The organism is Amycolatopsis saalfeldensis, from assembly GCF_900110575.1.
Lineage (GTDB): Bacteria > Actinomycetota > Actinomycetes > Mycobacteriales > Pseudonocardiaceae > Amycolatopsis > Amycolatopsis saalfeldensis.
The window spans coordinates 221,696-238,610 of the sequence record NZ_FOEF01000001.1 but is presented as its reverse complement, the minus strand read 5'-3'; the positions used below and the strand labels follow the sequence as shown (position 1 = coordinate 238,610).

Genomic DNA, 16,915 nt, shown 5'->3' with positions numbered 1-16,915 from the left:
TCGGACGATCAACTTCGGTTACCGGAAAACTCGGCCTGATAACAGGTCTGGGCAAGCCCGGCCCGCCACTGTACTGTTCGTCGCGTCCGAATCGGATTCTGATTCGGCGGTTTCACTGCAACGAGGCGGTGGAGGTGAGCGTGGCCGAGGACCAAGCGCTGCTGCGCACCGAAGGACTTTGCGTGTCCTTCGGCGGGCTCGAAGTGCTGCGGCAGGTCTCGCTCGAGGTGCGCGCCGGGTGCGTGCTGGGGGTGATCGGTCCCAACGGCGCCGGCAAGACCACCCTGTTCAACACGATCTGCGGGTTCGTCCGGCCCGACGCCGGCCGGTTGACGTTCGACGGCGCCGAACTCGCCCGCCCGCGCCCGGAACGGCTGACCCGCCACGGAATCGCCCGCACGCTCCAGGGCCTGGGCCTGTTCACCGGGCTGACCGCGCTGGAGAACGTCGTCGCCGGGGCGACGCACCGCTCACGCACCGGGCTGGCCGGAGCGCTGCTCGCGTCGCCGTGGGCGGACCGTGACGAGCGCGCACTGGCGTCCGCGGCGATGGAGGTGTTGCGGCAGCTGGGAATCGACGGCGACGCGCACCGGGTCTGCGCCGGCCTGCCCTACGGGGTGCGGAAACGGGTCGCGCTCGCGCGGGCGCTCGTCAGCCGGCCGCGGCTGCTGCTGCTCGACGAGCCGGCGGCCGGGCTTTCGGAGGCCGAGATCGGCGAGCTGGCCGAGACCGTCCGCGGCCTCGCGCCCGCGACCACCGTGATGCTCGTGGAGCACCACATGGACTTCGTCATGAACCTGTGCGACGAGCTGGTGGTGCTCGACTTCGGCGAAGTCATCGCCCGCGGCACGCCGGCCGAGGTCCGGTCCGACCCGCAGGTGCAGCGGGCCTACCTCGGCGATCCCGTGGCGGCCGTCGCGGAGGAGGACGGCGCGCATGCTTGACGTCAGCGGGCTCGTCGCCGACTACGGCGCGGTGCGGGCGCTCGACCAGGTGGACCTGAAGGTGACGCGCGGGTCGATCACCGCGGTGCTCGGCGCGAACGGCGCCGGCAAGACGACGTTGCTGCGCACGTTGAGCGGCCTGCACCGGCCGCGCGAAGGCTCCGTGTCGCTCGACGGCAAGGACATCACCCGTCTGGCGCCCGAGGATCTGGTACGGCTCGGCGTCGCGCACGTGCCGGAGGGGCGCGGGGTGATCGCCGAGCTGACGGTGGCGGAGAACCTCCGCCTCGGCGGGCTGTGGCGGCGCGATCGCCGCTGGCTGCGCACGGGCGCGGAGGAGATGTACGAGCTGTTCCCGCCGTTGGCGGACCGGAGGAACCAGCGCGCGGAGGCGCTTTCCGGAGGCGAGCGGCAGATGCTGGCCATCGGCCGCGCCCTGATGAGCCGCCCGGACCTGCTCCTGCTCGACGAGCCGTCGCTGGGCCTGGCCCCCCGCGTGGCGGCCCGCATCGTGGCCGTGCTGCGCACCTTGCGCGCCGAGAGCGGCCTCACCCTCCTGCTGGTGGAGCAGAACGCCGCGACGGCGCTGTCGGTCGCCGACCGCGCCGTCGTGCTGTACCTCGGTCGCAAAGTCGCCGACGACACCGCGGACACCCTGGCCGCCGACGATCGGGTGCGCCGCGCCTACCTGGAGGTGTGATGGGCCGCTTCGTGGACCTGACCCTGGCCGGGCTCACCAGTGGGGCCGTGTACGCGGCCGTCGCGCTGGCACTGGTGCTCATCTGGCGCTCGACGCGGATCGTGAACTTCGCGCAGGGCGGCATGCTGATGATCACCACGTTCATCGCGTACACGATCATCTCCCACGGCGGCTCGTACTGGCTCGCGCTGGTCGTCGCGGTGGCCAGCGGGCTGGTGCTCGGCGCGGTGGTGGAGCGGGTGCTGGTGCGGCCGGTGGAAAAACGATCGCCGCTCGACGCCGTGGTGGTCACGTTCGGCCTGCTCGTGCTGTTGCAGGGCGCGGCCGGGATGCTCTTCGGCGGCACCCCGCGCTCGTACCCGCCCGCGTTCGGCATCGGCGGGTTCCAGGCCGGCGGCCGGCAGCTTCTGTTCGCGCCCAACGACTTGTGGATCGTGCTCGTGGTGCTGGCCGTGATGGCCGCGCTGGCGCTGGTGTTCCGCAAGACCTCGCTCGGGCTGCGGATGCGGGCGACGGCGTTCGCGCCGGAGGTCGCGCGGCTGCTCGGCGTGCGCGTCGGGCGGATGCTGACGCTCGGCTGGGCGCTGGCCGCCGCGGTCGGCGCGCTCGCCGGGGTGCTGATCGCGCCCAGCACGTTCGTCAGCCCGACGGCGTTCGACGCCGTGCTGGTGTTCGGCTTCACCGCCGCGGTGATCGGCGGGCTCGACAGCCCGCCGGGCGCGGTCGTCGGCGGGCTCGCGCTCGGCATCGTGCTCAGTTACGTGGCAGGCTACCTCGGTTCGGACATCGTGACGCTGGCCTCGCTCGTCGTCCTCATCGCCGTGCTCATGGTGCGGCCGCAGGGACTGTTCGGCACGGCGAAGGGCAGGCAGGTATGACGGCACTGGCCTCCGCCGCCCCGCTGCGCCTGTGGCGGCAGTCCACTGTGGTCCGGCACCTGACCCTGTCGGTGCTCGGCCTCGTCGTGCTCTACTTCGTCTCCACCTCGCTCGACGCGTTCGCGAACCTCCAGCTGGCGCAGGTCTGCTACACCGCCATCGCGACCGCCGGCCTCACCGTCCTTTCCGGACTGTCCGGCCAGATCTCCTTGGGCCACGGCGCTTTCGTCGCGGTCGGCGCGTACACCACGGCGTTGCTGCTCGAACACCTCCAATGGCCGCTGGCGCTGGTGCTGCTCGGGTCCGTGGTGGTCGGCGGCGCGCTGGGCTGTCTGGTGGGCGTCGCGGCCGCCCGGCTGCGCGGGCCGTACCTGGCCGGCGCGACGCTGGCGCTCGCCGTCGGACTGCCGTCGCTGGCGGACTACCACGGGCTGCGCGATCTGCTCGGCGGCGCGAACGGCCTGATCGTCACGCCCGAGCCGCCGCCGCTCTCGCTCGGCGAGAGCTTCCCGCTGGAACGCTGGCAGGCCTGGATCTGCGGGCTGTGCCTGGTGATCACGCTGTTCCTGCTGTCGAACCTGGCGAGCAGCAAGCTCGGCCGTGACATGCGGCTGGTGCGCGAGGACGAGCAGGCCGCCGCGCTGTCCGGCGTGCCCGTGGCGCGCACGCAGATCGTCACGTTCGGCATCAGTGCCGCGTTCGCCGGCCTGGCCGGCGGCCTGTTCGCGATCGTCAACAACCTGGCCGCGCCCGGCGCGTTCACCCTCGCCCTCTCGCTGTCCCTGCTCACCGCCGCCGTGGTCGGCGGGCTCGGCTCACTGGCCGGCGCGGTCTACGGCGCCGTCCTCGTCACCCTGCTGCCGAACTGGACCGCCGACCTGGCACAGCAGGCGAACCTGCCACGGGCGATCTACGCGAACATCCCGCTGGTCCTCTACGGGCTGGTGCTGATCGTGGTGATCGTCGTGTTCCCCGGCGGCATCCAGTCCGGGGTGCGCAAGCTCGGCGCGCTGCTGAGGCGCGCCCGCCCCGACCGTCCACAAGAGAGCCGTCAGGAGACATGAAGATGACCGTACGCCGACACATTTCCGTCGCGGTCGCCCTGACCGCGACGGTCGCACTGGCCGCCGCCTGCGCTTCGGGCGGTGGCTCGGCCGACGCCACGCCCGGCATCACCGCCGATAGCGTGACCATCGGCTCCACCATCCCGCTCACCGGCACCGCCGCGCCCGGCTACAGCGAGCAGGGCCCGGCCGCGAAGGCGTTTTTCGACTACGTCAACGCGAACGGCGGCGTCAACGGCCGCAAGATCACCCTGAAGTACCTCGACGACGCCTACAACCCGGCCCAGACCGTCACCCTCACCAAACAGCTGGTGCTGCAGGACAAGGTGTTCGCGATCGTCGGCTCGCTGGGCACGCCGACGCACACCAAGGTCGTCGACTTCCTGAACTCCTCGCGCGTGCCGGACCTGTTCGTCGCGTCCGGCTGCACCTGCTGGGACCAGCCGAAGGCGCACCCTTACACGTTCGGCTGGCAGCCGGACTACACCGTCGAAGGCAAGATCCTCGGCGACTACGTGAAGAAGAACTTCGCCGGCAAGAAGGTCGCGTACTTCTACCAGGACGACGACTTCGGGCACGACGGCATGAAGGGCCTGGACAAGTACATCGACCAGAGCTCGGTGGTCTCGCGCCAGCCGTACCAGCCGGGCAACACCGACGTGGCCGCGCAGGTCTCGGCGATCGCGGCGTCGAAGGCGGACGTCGTCGTGCTGGAGACGATCCCGGCGTACACCGCGCTGTTCAAGCTGACGTCGCTGAAGCTCGGCTACTCGCCGACGCTGGTGGCCTCCAGCGTGGGCGCCGACCCGATCACGGTCTCCGGGCTGCTGGAGAACTTCGCGAAGCAGGCGGGCTCGTCGGTGAAGGGCCAGGACCTGATCGAAGGCCTGGTCACCTCGGCGTACCTGCCCGCGCTCGACGACACGAGCAACTCGTGGACCGCGCTGTTCAAGAAGATCCACGACCAGTACATCCCGAACGTGCCCTTCGACGGCAACGTCTACTACGCGATGTCCTACGCGTACACGTTCACCCAGGCATTGGCGCGCGCCGGGCAGAACCCGACCCGGCAGGGCGTCATCGACGCGCTGGAGAAGGGCGGGCTGACCGGGCCCGGGCTGGTCCCGTTCCGCTACGGCAAGGACTCGCACGCCGGGTACACCGGCGGGCAGATCGCGATGGTGAAGGCGGGCAAGCAGGTCTCGGCGGGCACCCCGCTCGTCACCGACGACGCCGGCGGTGCCGTGAGCCCCTACACCCAGCCCCAGCCGCAGGCCCCGGCCAACGGGATCCCGGCCGGCTGAGGCGCGTCCGGCACAATCGCGTCATGACGGAGGCGACAGGGAGCAAGCGGGCGCAGGCGACCCGGGCGGCGCTGCTCTCGGCGGCCGGTGAGGTGTTCACCGCCGCCGGCTACGAGCGGGCGAGCATGGCGATGATCGCCGAACGGGCCGGCGCGAGCATCGGCAGCCTGTACCACCACTTCGCCGCGAAGTCCGATTTGTACATCACCGTTTACAACGAGTACAACCGCCGCCAGCAGCACCGGTCGGCCAAGGCGTTCCGGACGGCGCTGGCGGCGGGCGAGGAGGACGCGCTGCGGCTGTACATCGCCGGGGCGCGGGCCTACCTCGAGGGCTGCTGGCAGGAGCGGAAGCTGGCCCGGCTGTTCCTTTCGGGAAACGGCCCGGCCGGCTTCGGCCTGCTGTCGCGCGAGCGGTTCCGCGAGTGGCTCACGGCCAACGCGACCCTGGTCAACGGCCACACCCGGCCGTTGTCGGACATGCTCGTGCTCTCGCTGACCGCGATGTCCACCGAGGCCGGCCGCGAGGTGGCCGACGCCCCGTCGAAGGCCGAGGCGACCCGGATGATCGACGAGGTGCTGGAGCTGATGGGCCGGCTGTACCCGTCTTCGTGACCGGCTGATCGAAAACGGCCTTGTCTGCGGCGCGCCCGCGAGATAGTTTCATTCCCTATGAATGTTTCTCGGCGACGGGGGTAACGGGCATGTGCGGGATCACGGGATGGGTGGACTTCGGCCGGGACCTGACGGCCGAGCGGGAGACGGTCGAGGCGATGACCGCGACCATGGCCTGCCGGGGGCCGGACGCGGCCGGGCTGTGGGCGGCCGGGCCCGCGGCGTTCGGCCACCGCCGGCTGGCCGTCATCGATCTGGAGCTGGGCACCCAGCCGATGACCGCCGAGGCCGGCGGGACCGTCGCGCTCACCTACAGCGGCGAGGTCTACAACTTCGCCGAATTGCGCGCGGAGCTGACCCGGCGCGGGCACCGGTTCACCACGGCCAGCGACACCGAGGTGGTCCTGCGCGGCTACCTCGAGTGGGGCGCCGGCCTGGCCGAGCGGCTCAACGGCATGTACGCCTTCGCGATCTGGGATTCCCGCGAGGAGCGACTGCTGCTCGTACGCGACCGGATGGGCATCAAGCCGCTCTACTACTTCCCGCACGGCGAAGGGCTGCTGTTCGGCTCCGAGCCGAAGGCGATCCTCGCGCACCCCGGCGTCCGGCCGGTGATCGAGGCGGACGGCCTGCGCGAGCTGCTGTCGTTCACGAAGAACCCCGGCCAGGCTGTGTGGTCGGGCATGCGGGAGGTCGAGCCCGGCACCGTCGTCACGCTGGACCGCCAGGGCCTGCGCGTGCACCGGTACTGGCGGCTGGAGGCGGGTGAGCACACCGACGACGTCGGCGTGACCGTGGAACGCGTGCGCGAACTGCTCGACGACATCGTGCGCCGCCAGCTCGTCGCCGATGTGCCGCGTTGTGTGCTGCTTTCCGGCGGCCTCGACTCCAGCGTGCTCACCGCGCTGGCCGCGCGGCAGCTGGCCGATCAGGACGAGCAGGTGCGCAGCTTCGCCGTCGACTTCGCCGGGCACGCCGAGCGCTTCGTGGCCGACCAGTCACGGTCCACCCCGGACGCGCCGTACGTCCGCGACGTCCACGAGCACGTCGGCTCCCTGCACCAGGACATCGTGCTCGACTCGGGTGACCTCGCCGACCCGGCGGTGCGCCGCGCGGTCGTGGCCGCGCGTGATCTGCCGTCCGGGCTGGGTGATCTCGACAACTCGCTGTTGCTGTTGTTCCGGGCGATCCGCGAGCGTTCCACCGTGGCGCTTTCGGGCGAGTCGGCGGACGAGGTGTTCGGCGGTTACGCGTGGTTCCACGATCCCGTGGTGCAGCAGGCCGACACGTTCCCGTGGCTGGCGCGCCGGCTCGGGGCGGGCGGACGGCCCGGCGGGGGGCTGTTCAGCGGCCACCTGATGTCCACATTGGACCTCGGCGGGCACATCCGCGACTCCTACGCCACCGCCGTCGCCGAAGCCGGGACGCGCGCGGGCGAGAGCGAGCACGAGCGCCGCATGCGCGTGATCAGCTACCTGCACCTCACGCGGTTCGTGCGGGTCCTGCTCGACCGCAAGGACCGGCTCAGCATGGCGGTCGGCCTCGAGGTGCGCGTGCCGTTCTGCGACCACCGGCTGGTGGAGTACGTCTACCGCACGCCGTGGGCGATGAAGACGTTCGACGGCCGCGAGAAGAGCCTGCTGCGGGCCGCGGCCCGTGATGTCCTGCCCGTCTCGGTGGCGGAGCGGGTGAAGAGCCCGTACCCGTCCACGCAGGATCCGAAGTACTTCGAAGCGCTGCGCGAGCAGGTCGAGGACTTGCTGGTGAACCGCGCGCACCCGGTGTTCGACCTGATGGACCACGGGTCGTTGAAGGGCCTGATGGCGGCCGGTGAGACGGCCTCGCCGCTGCGACCGCTCCTCGAACGAGTGCTGAACTTCGCGACCTGGTTCGATCTGTACTCACCGGAGCTGCGCATCCGGTGAGACCGGCCGGGTGAGGGAAGGAGCGGACATGGTGCGCGAGCCGCGGGATGCCGACGCCGACGAGGCGTTCCAGTTCGTGTTGTCGCTGCACCGGCTGCTGCGGGAGCTGCGCCGCGCCGCGCCGCCGGACGGCCTGCCCCGCACCCAGCTGCTGGTGCTGGCCAAGCTCTCGCGCTCCGGGCCGTTGCGGATCGGCGCGCTCGCCGACGAGGTCGGCTGCTCCCAGCCGACCGCGACGAAGGTCGTGCACGCCATGGAGGAGGCCGGGCTGGTGGCGCGCGGGACCGACGCGGACGACCGGCGCGTGAGCTACGTCCACCTCACCCAGCCGGGACGGCGGCGGCTGCGCGCGGTGGTGCGCGACGAATCCGAAGCGCTGGCCGAGCGGCTGGGCGAACTCGACCAGGACGAGGTGGAGCTGCTGCTCAAGGCCGGCGCCGTGATGCGCCGGCTGGTCGAACCGGAACCGGCTGACGTTCGACAAATTTCCCGCGAGCCGCAATAGTTGTGGAGGGGGACCTCGCCGAGGAGGCCGGATGTTCGCTGTGCCCGACGTCGAGCGCGACGACCGGCCGGACGGGAGCGTGGTCTTCCGCTCCCGGACGCCGCTGGGCCCGTACCCGCGGAGCGTCGCCGCCAAGCTGCGCGAGTGGGCGGCGATCGACCCGGACTACCCGCTGGTGGCCGAGCGCGCCGGGGATGGCTGGACGACGCTGACCTACGGCGAGGTGCGCCGCCGTGCCGACGCCGTCGGCCAGGCCTTGCTCGGCCGCGGGCTCGGCCCGGACGCCCCGTTGCTGATCCTTTCCGGCAATTCCGCGGCCCACCTCGTGCTCACTCTCGGCGCGCTGACGGCGGGCGTCCCGGTCGCGCCGATCAGCGTGGCGTACTCCCTGCTCAGCGCCGACCACGCGCGCATCCGCGAGATCGCTGCACTGTTACGGCCGGGGCTGGTTTTCGCCGAGGAAGGCGGCCCGTTCGCGGCCGCGCTCGCCGCGGTGTCGAGTGGCGCGGTGGTCGTCGCGCGTGATCCCGTGCCCGGCGCCGAACTGCTCGACGACCTGCTCGCGACGAAGCCGGGGCCCGGCGTCGAAGCCGCGTACGCCGGAGTCGGGCCCGACACGCTGGCGAAGGTGCTTTTCACGTCCGGCTCCACCGGCACGCCGAAGGGGGTGCTGAACACCCACCGCATGCTGTGCTCCAACCAGCAGGCGATCACCCAGGCCTGGCCGTTCCTCGCCGAAGAGCGGCCGGTGCTCGTCGATTGGCTGCCGTGGAGCCACACTTTCGGCGGCAACCACAACGTCGGCCTGGTGCTGCGGGGCGGCGGCACGCTGTACATCGACGACGGCAAACCCGCGCCGCACCTGTTCGCCCGGAGCGTCGAGAACCTGCGCTCCGCGCCGCCGACGCTCTACTTCAATGTCCCCGCCGGCTATGCCCAGCTCGTGCCCGTGCTGGAGCAGGACGCCGACTTCGCTCAGGTCTTCTTCTCCCGAGTGCGGCTTCTGTTCAACGCCGCGGCCGCGCTCCCCGCCGCGTTGCGTGAACGGCTCGCGGCGGTCGCGCGCGCCACCACCGGCCACGACGTCGCGCTCACGGGCTCGTGGGGCGCCACCGAAACCGCGCCCGCCGTGACCAGCGCGCATTACGCGTTCGAGGACGCGCGGTGCATCGGCGTCCCGCTCCCGGGGCTGGAGGTGAAGCTCGCGCCCGTCGGCGGCGCGCGGGAGATCCGGGTGCGGGGCGCCGCCGTGACGCCCGGCTACCTGGGCCGTCCGGAGGAGACGGCCGCCGCGTTCGACGGCGACGGCTTCTATCGCACCGGCGACGCCGCGCTGCCGGTCGATCCCGCGGACCCGAACGCCGGGCTGCTGTTCGGCGGCCGGATCGCGGAGGACTTCAAGCTCGGCACCGGCACGTTCGTCCGCGTCGGCGCGCTGCGGACGGCGCTGCTTTCGGCCGTCCCGGTGCTTTCGGACGCGGTGATCACGGGGGAGGACCGGGCGCACGTGGGCGCGCTGGCTTGGCTCAACCAAGCCGAAGCCCGGGCTGAGCCCACGGTCGTCGACGGCTGCCTGGTCCACCCGGGGCTGGCCGCGCACCTCGCGAAGCTGCTGGCCGGGCTGAACGCCACCGCGGGCTCCGCCGGGCGCGTCGAGCGGCTCGTGCTGCTCGCCGAGCCGCCGGACCTCGACGCCGGCGAGATCACGGACAAGGGGTACGTCAACCAGCGCCAGGTGCTGCGGCGGCGCGCCGGGATCGTGGAACGGCTCTACGCCGCCGATCCCGGCCCGGAGGTGATCCTCGCCGCGAGGCCGTGATGATGTATCAACAATTTTGTAGGATCGGGGGATGGCGGACGCGCGGTGGCTCGACGAGCGGGAGGCGCACGTCTGGCGTTCCTACCACCGGCTGCTCCGCGACTTCGGCGGCGCGGTGGACCGGCAGCTGGAGCGTGACGCGGGCCTGTCCGGCGCCGACTACGCGTTGCTCGTGCCGCTGTCCGAGGCCCCCGACGAGCTGTTGCGGATGCGCGACCTCGGCACCCAGGTCGACTGGGACCGCAGCCGGCTCTCGCATCACGTGAGCCGGATGGAGAAGCGCGGCCTGGTCTCCCGCGAAGACTGCCCGGACGACGCGCGCGGCTCGATGGTGCGGCTGACCGCGGCCGGGCGCGGCGCGATCCAGGCCGCCGCGCCCCAGCACGTGGAAACGGTGCGGCGGTACTTCTTCGACCCGCTTTCCGCCGGTGACCTGGAAGTGCTCGGCCGCGTCTTCGACCGGATGCTGGCGCGGCTCGACGAGGACGCCGAAGGCGATCCCTGCACCCGCTGACGGTCCCGTTCAGCGGCCGTCAGCCTCTCGTGCGGGCGTGGTCAGCGCTCCGCCGCAGTCTTGCGTCATCACCAAATCGAACCCGAGAAGGGGATCAGCGATGACCAGCAAGACCGTCCTCGTTTCCGGCGCCAGCGTGGCGGGGCCCGCGGCCGCCTACTGGCTGCACCAGCACGGCTACTCGGTGACGGTCGTCGAGACCGCGCCGGCACTGCGGCCCGGCGGCCAGGCCGTCGACTTCCGCGGCGAGCAGATGAAGCTGCTGGGCGCCATGGGGATCGCCGACGCGGTCCGCGAGCGGGAGACCGCGATGGGCGACCAGGTCGTGCTCGACCAGGCCGGTCGGCCGGCGTTCACCGTGCCGTCCCGGTTCATCAGCGGTGAGGTCGAGGTGCTGCGCGGCGACCTCGCCCGCATCCTCTACGACCGCACCAAGGACTACACCGAGTACGTCTTCGGCGACCGCGTCACCGCGCTCACCGAGACGGCCGACGGGGTGCAGGTGACGTTCCGCCACGGCGCGCCGCGCGAGTTCGACCTGGTGGTGGGCGCCGACGGCATCCACTCCGGCGTCCGCGCGGTGGCGTTCGGCCCGGAGGCGTCGTTCCGCCAGGGCCTCGGCTACCACGTCGCGGGCTTCACCGCGCCCAACCACCTCGGCCTGGACCACAGCGGCCTCATCCACAGCGAACCCGGCCGCAGCGCGATGATCGCGAGCAACCGCGAGCCGGAGACGGTCACCGTCGGCCTGTACTTCCGCGGCGACCCGCGTGGTTACGGCCGTCCGGATCTGGCTCGGCAGAAGGAGATCCTGGCCGACGTCTACGCGGGCGCGGGCTGGGAGATCCCCCGGCTGATGCGCGCGATGCCGGAATCGGACGACCTGTACTTCGACTCCGTCGGGCAGATCCGGCTCGACCGGTGGTCGGCCGGCCGCGTGGTGCTGCTCGGTGACGCCGCGTGGTGCGCGGGCCCCGGCGGCTCCGGCACCGGGCTGGCGATGATGGGCGCGCAGATCCTCGCGGGCGAGCTCGCCGCGGCCGGCGGAGACCACGTGACCGCGTTCGCGCGCTACGAACAGCGGCTGCGCAAGCCCGCGCACGTCGGGCACAAGAACGGCGCCGGCTCGGCCAACTTCCTCGTGCCGGCCACGCAGAAGGGGATCCACACCCGCAACCGCGGTTACAAGATGATGGGCAACGCGCTGTTCGGCAAGCTGTGGGACCACATGGGCTCCCGCGCCGCGAACGCGGTCGAGTACCGCGAATACCCCCACCGGGTCGCCAGCTGAGAGGTTGCCTTCACGCGAGCGTCAAGGTTTAGCGTCAGGGCATGCGGATCGGCGAGTTCGCCCAGCGGGCGGGGACCACACCACGGGCACTGCGCTTCTACGAGGCGCAGGGGCTGATGCCGGCGGAGCGCTCGGCGAACGGGTACCGGGAGTACGACGAGGACGACCTGCGTCTGGTCAGCGAGATCCAGACCCTGCGCACGGTCGGGTTCAGCCTCGACGACACCCGCCCGTTCGTCGAGTGCCTGCGCACCGGCCACGAGACCGGCGACTCGTGCGCCGAGTCGGTCGAGGTCTACCGCCGCAAGCTCGAAGAGGTCGAGGCCTGCCTGCGCGACCTCGGCGCCGTGCGGGCCGCGTTGATGGACAAGCTCGCCGAGGCCGCCGCCCGCACCGGGACCTGCGTCGTCCCCGCCGAGGAAGGAATCCGATGACCACCGATGCCACGTTCGCCGCCGAGGTGCTGGAGCACGACCAGCCGGTGCTGGTCGACTTCTGGGCCACCTGGTGCCCGCCGTGCCGGATGATCGCGCCGGTGCTGGCGGAGATCGCGCAGGAGCGCGCCGGCTCGCTGACCGTGCGCGAGGTGAACACCGACGAGAACCCCGAGACCGCGCGGGCGTACCAGGTGATGTCGCTGCCCACGCTGATGCTCTTCCGCGGCGGCCGGCCGGTGCGCGCGTTCGTCGGCGCCCGCCCGAAGGCCAAGCTGCTCGCCGAACTGGACGACGCCCTCAGGTGAGCCCTGAGCCGAGCCGATAACTTAAGGCAGGCAGCGTCGGACCACGGGGAGGCCCCACCCATGAACGCACTCGTCCGCTCGTACCTGTTCCTCCGCCGCGCGATCGGGGTGCTGGGCTTCGCCCTGCCGATCGTCGTGATCGCCGGCAAGGAGATCCTGGAAGGCGGTGGCCTGCTCGGCTCGTTGAGCGGCTACTACTACAGCGACATGCGCAACGTCTTCGTCGGCATCCTGTGCGCGATCGGCGTGTTCCTGATTTCCTATCGCGGCTACGGCCGGATCGACGACATCGCGGCCGACGTCGCGGCGGTCGCGGGCATCGGCGTCGCGCTGTTCCCCACGAGCCCGTCTTCGCCGACCGCCACGGAGCACGCGATCGGCGTGGCGCACCTGGTCTTCGCGGCAGTGTTCTTCCTGACGCTGGCCTTCTTCTGCCTGTTCCTGTTCACGAAGTCGGACGGTTCCGTTGCCACGCCGAGGAAAAAGGCACGCAACGTGCTGTACCGCGTGTGCGGGGTGGTGATGCTCGCCAGCCTGGCCCTGGTCGTGCTCGTGGGCCTCTTCTTCAACACCGCCACGGCGTCACTGCACCCGACGGTCTGGCTCGAGTCGCTGGCGATCTTCGCGTTCGCGCTGGCCTGGCTCGTCAAGGGCGAAACCCTCTTGGCCGACGTCCCGCAAGCGCGGGCGGAAGTGCCCCAGCCCGCTTGAGCCGCCGGCGACCCGATGTCCACAGTGGACTAACGCACGGCTTCCGGGCCGGCGAACTGCTGCCACTCGGCCGCCCACCGGGCCGCGCGCTGCCGGTCGAGCACCCGGCGGGCCACCCAGTAGGCCCCGGTGAGCAGGGCGATCACGCACAGCCAGGCGAAGGCCCCCACGAGCACGCCGTTGGTCACGGCGTCGGCGCGGGTCAGCGGAGCGGTGGTCTGCTTGCCCCGGTGGTCCAGCCAGATCGGCGTCCGCGCGCCGACGGTCGCGTCGCCGGCGGACACGGTGACCACGCCGGTGCGCGGTGAGCCGTTGGGCAGCCGCCAGCCGGCGGTCACGCGCGAGTTCTGCGTGATGGGCGCGCCGTCGCCGACGGCCGCGGGCTGCGGTGCGGTCTTCAGCACGGTCGCGATGACCTCGTGCCGGGTGCGGGCCTGCGCGTCGGAGGCCGCCGTCTCCATGGCCACGTCCGCCTGCCCCAGTGCCAGCACCAGCGGGACTGCCAGCAGTGCGAGCACGATCGCCACCGCGAGGAAGGCGCCCTCGAGCCGGTCGGACCGCCGCACGAGTGGATTGCGGGCGGCCCCGAGCCGCCGGAGCAGTCGTGTGCAGGGATGGGGCGGTCTGCCGCCCCGGGCCTTGTTCCGCATACCCCCATGCTCCTCTGACGGGTTCACGAGCGCTGTGTCCGGCACAACGTTTTGCCAGGATTTAGGGAGAAATCAGTGTGTTCCTCAGCACCATTCGGGCCTGGTGTCGCCCCTGTGAGTGAACGCGGGTCGCCGCGGCCCGGCTGTTCCGGTGCTCAGTCGACCAGCCGGAGGGCGGCCGTCGGGCTGTAGGACTTGCGGCGGCCCAGGCCGTGTTCCGCGACGATGCTCAGCTGGATCGAGCGGTCGGCGGGGGCCCAGTAGCCGGTGCGGACGAAATAGCCGTCCATCGAGCAGAGGCGGTTCGCGGTCTTGCGGGAGCTGATCGTCTCCCAGCCCCATTGCCGCCCGCTCGCCTCGACGCCGTTGCGCCGGACGTACAGCCGCGGATTTCCGATTTCCCGGCAGTACGTGCTGCCTTCGGAGATGTAGAGCACGCCGTCGACTTTGTAGAAACGCTTGCCGTCGAGCAGGCTCACCTGCCCGGAGAGGGTGAAGCGGACGCGACCGCCTTCATGGCCGTCCATCGTCCACTCGACGCAGAATTCCTTTGTCGGAACCTCGAGCGACTGGGTCATGGCCTTTCCCCTTTGCTGACCGAGCTGGAGAGTCCATTGAAAGATAGGGATAAAACCGGGTCCGGGGAGGTTTTGGGAACGGTTTTCACCCGATGAGGCCTACGCGGGAACTGATCGTGACCGACGCATGAATTCCGGCTTTTTTAGCGCCTATGGGTGATGGCGGACACGGCACGTGAATACGAATAACCTCCCGGGGTCCGCGTACCACCGTTTCGGCGGGGTGGGGCCGGTTCGCGGAGCCTGGCCGTGTCGCCTGCGTGAGCAATATTATGACACTCGTCATAGTGAGTCGATCAGCCCTGCCGTGCTAGACCTGGACTATGACAGCTGTCATAACGGTGGACGGGCCGGCGACGGACGAAGACGTGACCAGCCTGGTCCGGGCGTGCTCGCCGGAGAGCCTCCGGCTCCGCTTCATGCTCGGCGGGCCGCCGGACGCGGAGCGGATCCTGCTGCTCTACCGGCCTTACCTGCTGGCCGGGACCACGCTCGTCGCCAAGGCCGGCGACGTCCCGATCGGCTTGCTGAACCTCGTCCCGGACGACGTGCGCCGCGCCGATCTCGGCATTCTCGTGGTGGACGCGTGGCATCGGCGGGGCGTCGCGAGCGCGCTGGTCCGGCACGCCTGGCGGGAGGACCGCTGGCAGGGCTGGACGGTGCACGCGACCGTGCAGGAGGGCAACGCGCCCGCCGAGGGCCTGCTGCGCCGGCACGGGTTCCGCCTGATCCCGGTGTTCGAGCGCGGCGAGCGGGACTTCGAGCTGGTCGTGGCGGCTAGCCTGGCGAACGTGGTGAAGGAGGTCGTTGATGGCGGAGAGGCCGGCCAGGGAGCGGATGGTGTTCAGCGCCGCGCAGCTGCTGAGGACCCACGGGGTCGGCGGCACCGGGATGCGGGACGTGGTCGCGCACGCGGGTGCGCCGCGGGGCTCGCTCCAGCACTACTTCCCCCGGGGTAAGGACCAGCTCCTCGCCGAGGCCGTGGACTGGGCGGGCGGGTACGCCGCGCGCCGCGTGCGTCGCGGCTTCGAGTCCCTCGACGAGCCGACGCCGGGCGGTCTTTTCGCCGCGATGGCCGCCCAATGGCGCGATGAACTGATCGAACGTGACTACGACGGCGGCTGTCCGCTGGTCGCCACGGTCGCCGACGCGGCCGCGGTCAACGAGCCGCTGCGCGAAGCCGTCAGCTCCGCGTTCACCGGCTGGCAGCGTCCGGTCGCGGAGGCGCTTTCGCAGCTGGGAGTTCCGCCGGACCGCGCGGCCTCGTTGGCGGTGCTGATGATCAGCACGCTGGAAGGCGCCGTCGTGCTGGCCCGCGCCCATCAGGACGTGGGCCCGCTCGACGTGGTGGTGGAGGAATTGCGGCCGCTGCTGGACGGCGCGGTGGACAAGCGGCGTCGTCGGTCCGCCTGAAGTCCCGGTCCGTCAAAGGGCCGCCACCGCGCTGATCAGCCGGTCCACCTCCGCGGCGGTGGTGTACGGCGCGATGCCCGCGCGGACCGCGCCGGTGTCGCCGAGGCCGAGGTGCCGTGAGCACTCGATGGCGTAGAACGTCGCGGCCGGCGCGTTGATCCCGTGGCTCGCGAGGTGCTCGTACACGGCCTTCGGCGTGAAGCCCTCGACGGTGAACAGCACCGTCGGCGTACGGCGGCGGTCCGGAGAGCCGTATCGGACCACGCGGGGCAGCTCGGCGAGACCGGTGTCGAGCCGTTCGCGAAGGGCTTCCTCGTGTGCCTCCAGCTCGGCCATCGACGTCAGAAGGCGCTCTCGGCGGCCGCCTCCGGCCGGCACGAGGCCGGCGAGGAAGTCGATCGCCGAGCTGGCGCCCGCGAGCAGTTCATAGGGCAGGGTGCCGAGTTCGAACCGCTCGGGCACGGCGTCGCTGGAGGGCACCAGCTTGTCGGGCCGCAGCGTCTCCAGCAGCTCCGGGGCCGCGGCCAGCAGGCCGAGGTGAGGGCCGAGGAACTTGTACGACGAGCACGCGTAGAAGTCCGCGCCCAGCTCGCCGACGTCCACCGGCGAGTGCGGCGTGAGGTGCACGCCGTCGACGTAGCTCAGCGCGCCCGCTTCACGCGCTTTCGCCGTGATGGCGGGGATGTCCGGGCGGGTGCCGAGCAGGTTGGACGCCGCCGTCACGGCCACCAGCCGCGTCTTCGCCGAAAGCAGCGAGGCCACCGCGTCGACGGGCAGCTCACCCGTCACCGGGTCGAAGTCGGCCCAGCGCACGGTGACCCCGCGCGCCTCGGCGGCCTGGATCCACGGCCGGATGTTCGCGTCGTGGTCGAGGCGGGTGACCACGACCTCGTCACCGGCGCGCCAGTCCTTCGCGATGGCCCGCGAGAAGTCGTAGGTCACCTGCGTCATGCTGCGCCCGAAGACGACGCCCTCGGGCCGGGCGGCCAGCAGGTCGGCGGCCGCTTGACGGGCCTCCCGGACGATGCCGTCGGCGCGGCGTTCCGCGGGCGTGATCGCGCCCCGGTTGGAAATCGCGGAGCAGAGCGTGGCGGCGACGGCCTCGCCCACCACGTCCGGCACCTGGGACCCGCCGGGCCCGTCGAAGTGGGCAGCGCCTTCGTCCAGCGCGGGGAAGTGCTTGCGGATCGCGTTCACGTCGTAGGCCACGTCGCCCAGCATGCCGCAGATCGGCTGCTTGGCAAGGTGAGACGACCGGTCATA

Annotated in this window: 19 protein-coding genes; 16 read left to right on the top strand and 3 right to left on the bottom strand. The window is 71.4% G+C overall.

Annotation, left to right across the window (positions count from 1 at the left end):
• The first annotated feature begins 140 nt into the window (after positions 1-140).
• The 14 genes from BMY97_RS00975 (at position 141) to BMY97_RS00910 (ending at position 13,011) form a co-directional block, all read left to right on the top strand.
• Positions 141-944 (top strand): ABC transporter ATP-binding protein, encoded by an 804-nt coding sequence (locus BMY97_RS00975; RefSeq protein ID WP_245787082.1) that lies wholly within the window; start codon positions 141-143, stop codon positions 942-944.
• A complete protein-coding gene (locus BMY97_RS00970) occupies positions 937-1,644 on the top strand; it encodes an ABC transporter ATP-binding protein (protein ID WP_091611095.1) in 708 nt (235 codons plus the stop codon). Before BMY97_RS00975 ends, BMY97_RS00970 begins: the two co-directional genes overlap by 8 nt.
• Positions 1,644-2,522 carry a branched-chain amino acid ABC transporter permease gene (locus BMY97_RS00965; protein ID WP_091611093.1) on the top strand — a complete coding sequence of 293 codons (879 nt, stop codon included), beginning with the start codon at positions 1,644-1,646 and terminating at the stop codon, positions 2,520-2,522. The genes BMY97_RS00970 and BMY97_RS00965 overlap by 1 nt, the downstream gene beginning before the upstream one ends.
• Positions 2,519-3,586 (top strand): branched-chain amino acid ABC transporter permease, encoded by a 1,068-nt coding sequence (locus BMY97_RS00960; RefSeq protein WP_091611089.1) that lies wholly within the window; start codon positions 2,519-2,521, stop codon positions 3,584-3,586. Before BMY97_RS00965 ends, BMY97_RS00960 begins: the two co-directional genes overlap by 4 nt.
• Before the next feature lie 2 nt (positions 3,587-3,588).
• Positions 3,589-4,890: an ABC transporter substrate-binding protein gene (locus tag BMY97_RS00955; protein WP_091611086.1), complete on the top strand. Its 1,302-nt coding sequence runs from the start codon at positions 3,589-3,591 to the stop codon at positions 4,888-4,890.
• Positions 4,891-4,913: 23 nt separating this feature from the next.
• The gene (locus BMY97_RS00950) at positions 4,914-5,504 is read left to right on the top strand and encodes a TetR family transcriptional regulator (protein ID WP_091611083.1); all 591 of its coding nucleotides are present in this window, start codon (positions 4,914-4,916) and stop codon (positions 5,502-5,504) included.
• 89 nt (positions 5,505-5,593) lie between these two features.
• Positions 5,594-7,429: an asparagine synthase (glutamine-hydrolyzing) gene (asnB, locus tag BMY97_RS00945; protein WP_091611082.1), complete on the top strand. Its 1,836-nt coding sequence runs from the start codon at positions 5,594-5,596 to the stop codon at positions 7,427-7,429.
• Between the two features lie 28 nt (positions 7,430-7,457).
• Positions 7,458-7,934 (top strand): MarR family winged helix-turn-helix transcriptional regulator, encoded by a 477-nt coding sequence (locus BMY97_RS00940; protein WP_091611079.1) that lies wholly within the window; start codon positions 7,458-7,460, stop codon positions 7,932-7,934.
• Positions 7,935-7,965: 31 nt separating this feature from the next.
• Positions 7,966-9,753 (top strand): feruloyl-CoA synthase, encoded by a 1,788-nt coding sequence (locus BMY97_RS00935; protein WP_091611076.1) that lies wholly within the window; start codon positions 7,966-7,968, stop codon positions 9,751-9,753.
• 31 nt (positions 9,754-9,784) lie between these two features.
• The gene (locus tag BMY97_RS00930) at positions 9,785-10,267 is read left to right on the top strand and encodes a MarR family winged helix-turn-helix transcriptional regulator (protein ID WP_091611072.1); all 483 of its coding nucleotides are present in this window, start codon (positions 9,785-9,787) and stop codon (positions 10,265-10,267) included.
• 100 nt (positions 10,268-10,367) lie between these two features.
• Positions 10,368-11,558, top strand: a complete 1,191-nt coding sequence (locus BMY97_RS00925; protein ID WP_091611069.1) for an FAD-dependent monooxygenase — start codon at positions 10,368-10,370, stop codon at positions 11,556-11,558.
• Between the two features lie 41 nt (positions 11,559-11,599).
• Positions 11,600-11,992 (top strand): MerR family transcriptional regulator, encoded by a 393-nt coding sequence (locus BMY97_RS00920; RefSeq protein WP_091611066.1) that lies wholly within the window; start codon positions 11,600-11,602, stop codon positions 11,990-11,992.
• A complete protein-coding gene (gene trxA, locus BMY97_RS00915; protein ID WP_091611064.1) occupies positions 11,989-12,300 on the top strand; it encodes a thioredoxin in 312 nt (103 codons plus the stop codon). Before BMY97_RS00920 ends, trxA begins: the two co-directional genes overlap by 4 nt.
• 60 nt (positions 12,301-12,360) lie before the next feature.
• On the top strand, positions 12,361-13,011 hold the full coding sequence (locus BMY97_RS00910; protein ID WP_091611062.1) for a DUF998 domain-containing protein: 651 nt from the start codon (positions 12,361-12,363) through the stop codon (positions 13,009-13,011).
• Positions 13,012-13,040: 29 nt separating this feature from the next.
• Here the strand turns inward: BMY97_RS00910 and BMY97_RS00905 are convergent, their stop codons facing one another.
• A complete protein-coding gene (locus BMY97_RS00905; RefSeq protein WP_091611059.1) occupies positions 13,041-13,661 on the bottom strand; it encodes an Rv1733c family protein in 621 nt (206 codons plus the stop codon).
• Between the two features lie 155 nt (positions 13,662-13,816).
• Positions 13,817-14,239 carry a hypothetical protein gene (locus BMY97_RS00900; protein WP_091611057.1) on the bottom strand — a complete coding sequence of 141 codons (423 nt, stop codon included), beginning with the start codon at positions 14,237-14,239 and terminating at the stop codon, positions 13,817-13,819.
• 323 nt (positions 14,240-14,562) lie between these two features.
• Here BMY97_RS00900 and BMY97_RS48095 point away from each other — a divergent pair, with 323 nt between their 5' ends.
• Together BMY97_RS48095 and BMY97_RS00890 are read left to right on the top strand one after the other, a co-directional pair.
• Positions 14,563-15,198: a GNAT family N-acetyltransferase gene (locus BMY97_RS48095; protein WP_091611054.1), complete on the top strand. Its 636-nt coding sequence runs from the start codon at positions 14,563-14,565 to the stop codon at positions 15,196-15,198.
• Entirely contained in the window at positions 15,131-15,652 is a 522-nt protein-coding gene (locus BMY97_RS00890; RefSeq protein WP_342743985.1) for an LmrA/YxaF family transcription factor, read from the top strand. Before BMY97_RS48095 ends, BMY97_RS00890 begins: the two co-directional genes overlap by 68 nt.
• A gap of 12 nt (positions 15,653-15,664) precedes the next feature.
• Here the strand turns inward: BMY97_RS00890 and BMY97_RS00885 are convergent, their stop codons facing one another.
• Complete coding sequence (locus BMY97_RS00885; protein WP_091611049.1) at positions 15,665-16,873, bottom strand: cysteine desulfurase-like protein; 1,209 nt, start codon at positions 16,871-16,873, stop codon at positions 15,665-15,667.
• Between the last annotated feature and the right edge of the window lie 42 nt (positions 16,874-16,915).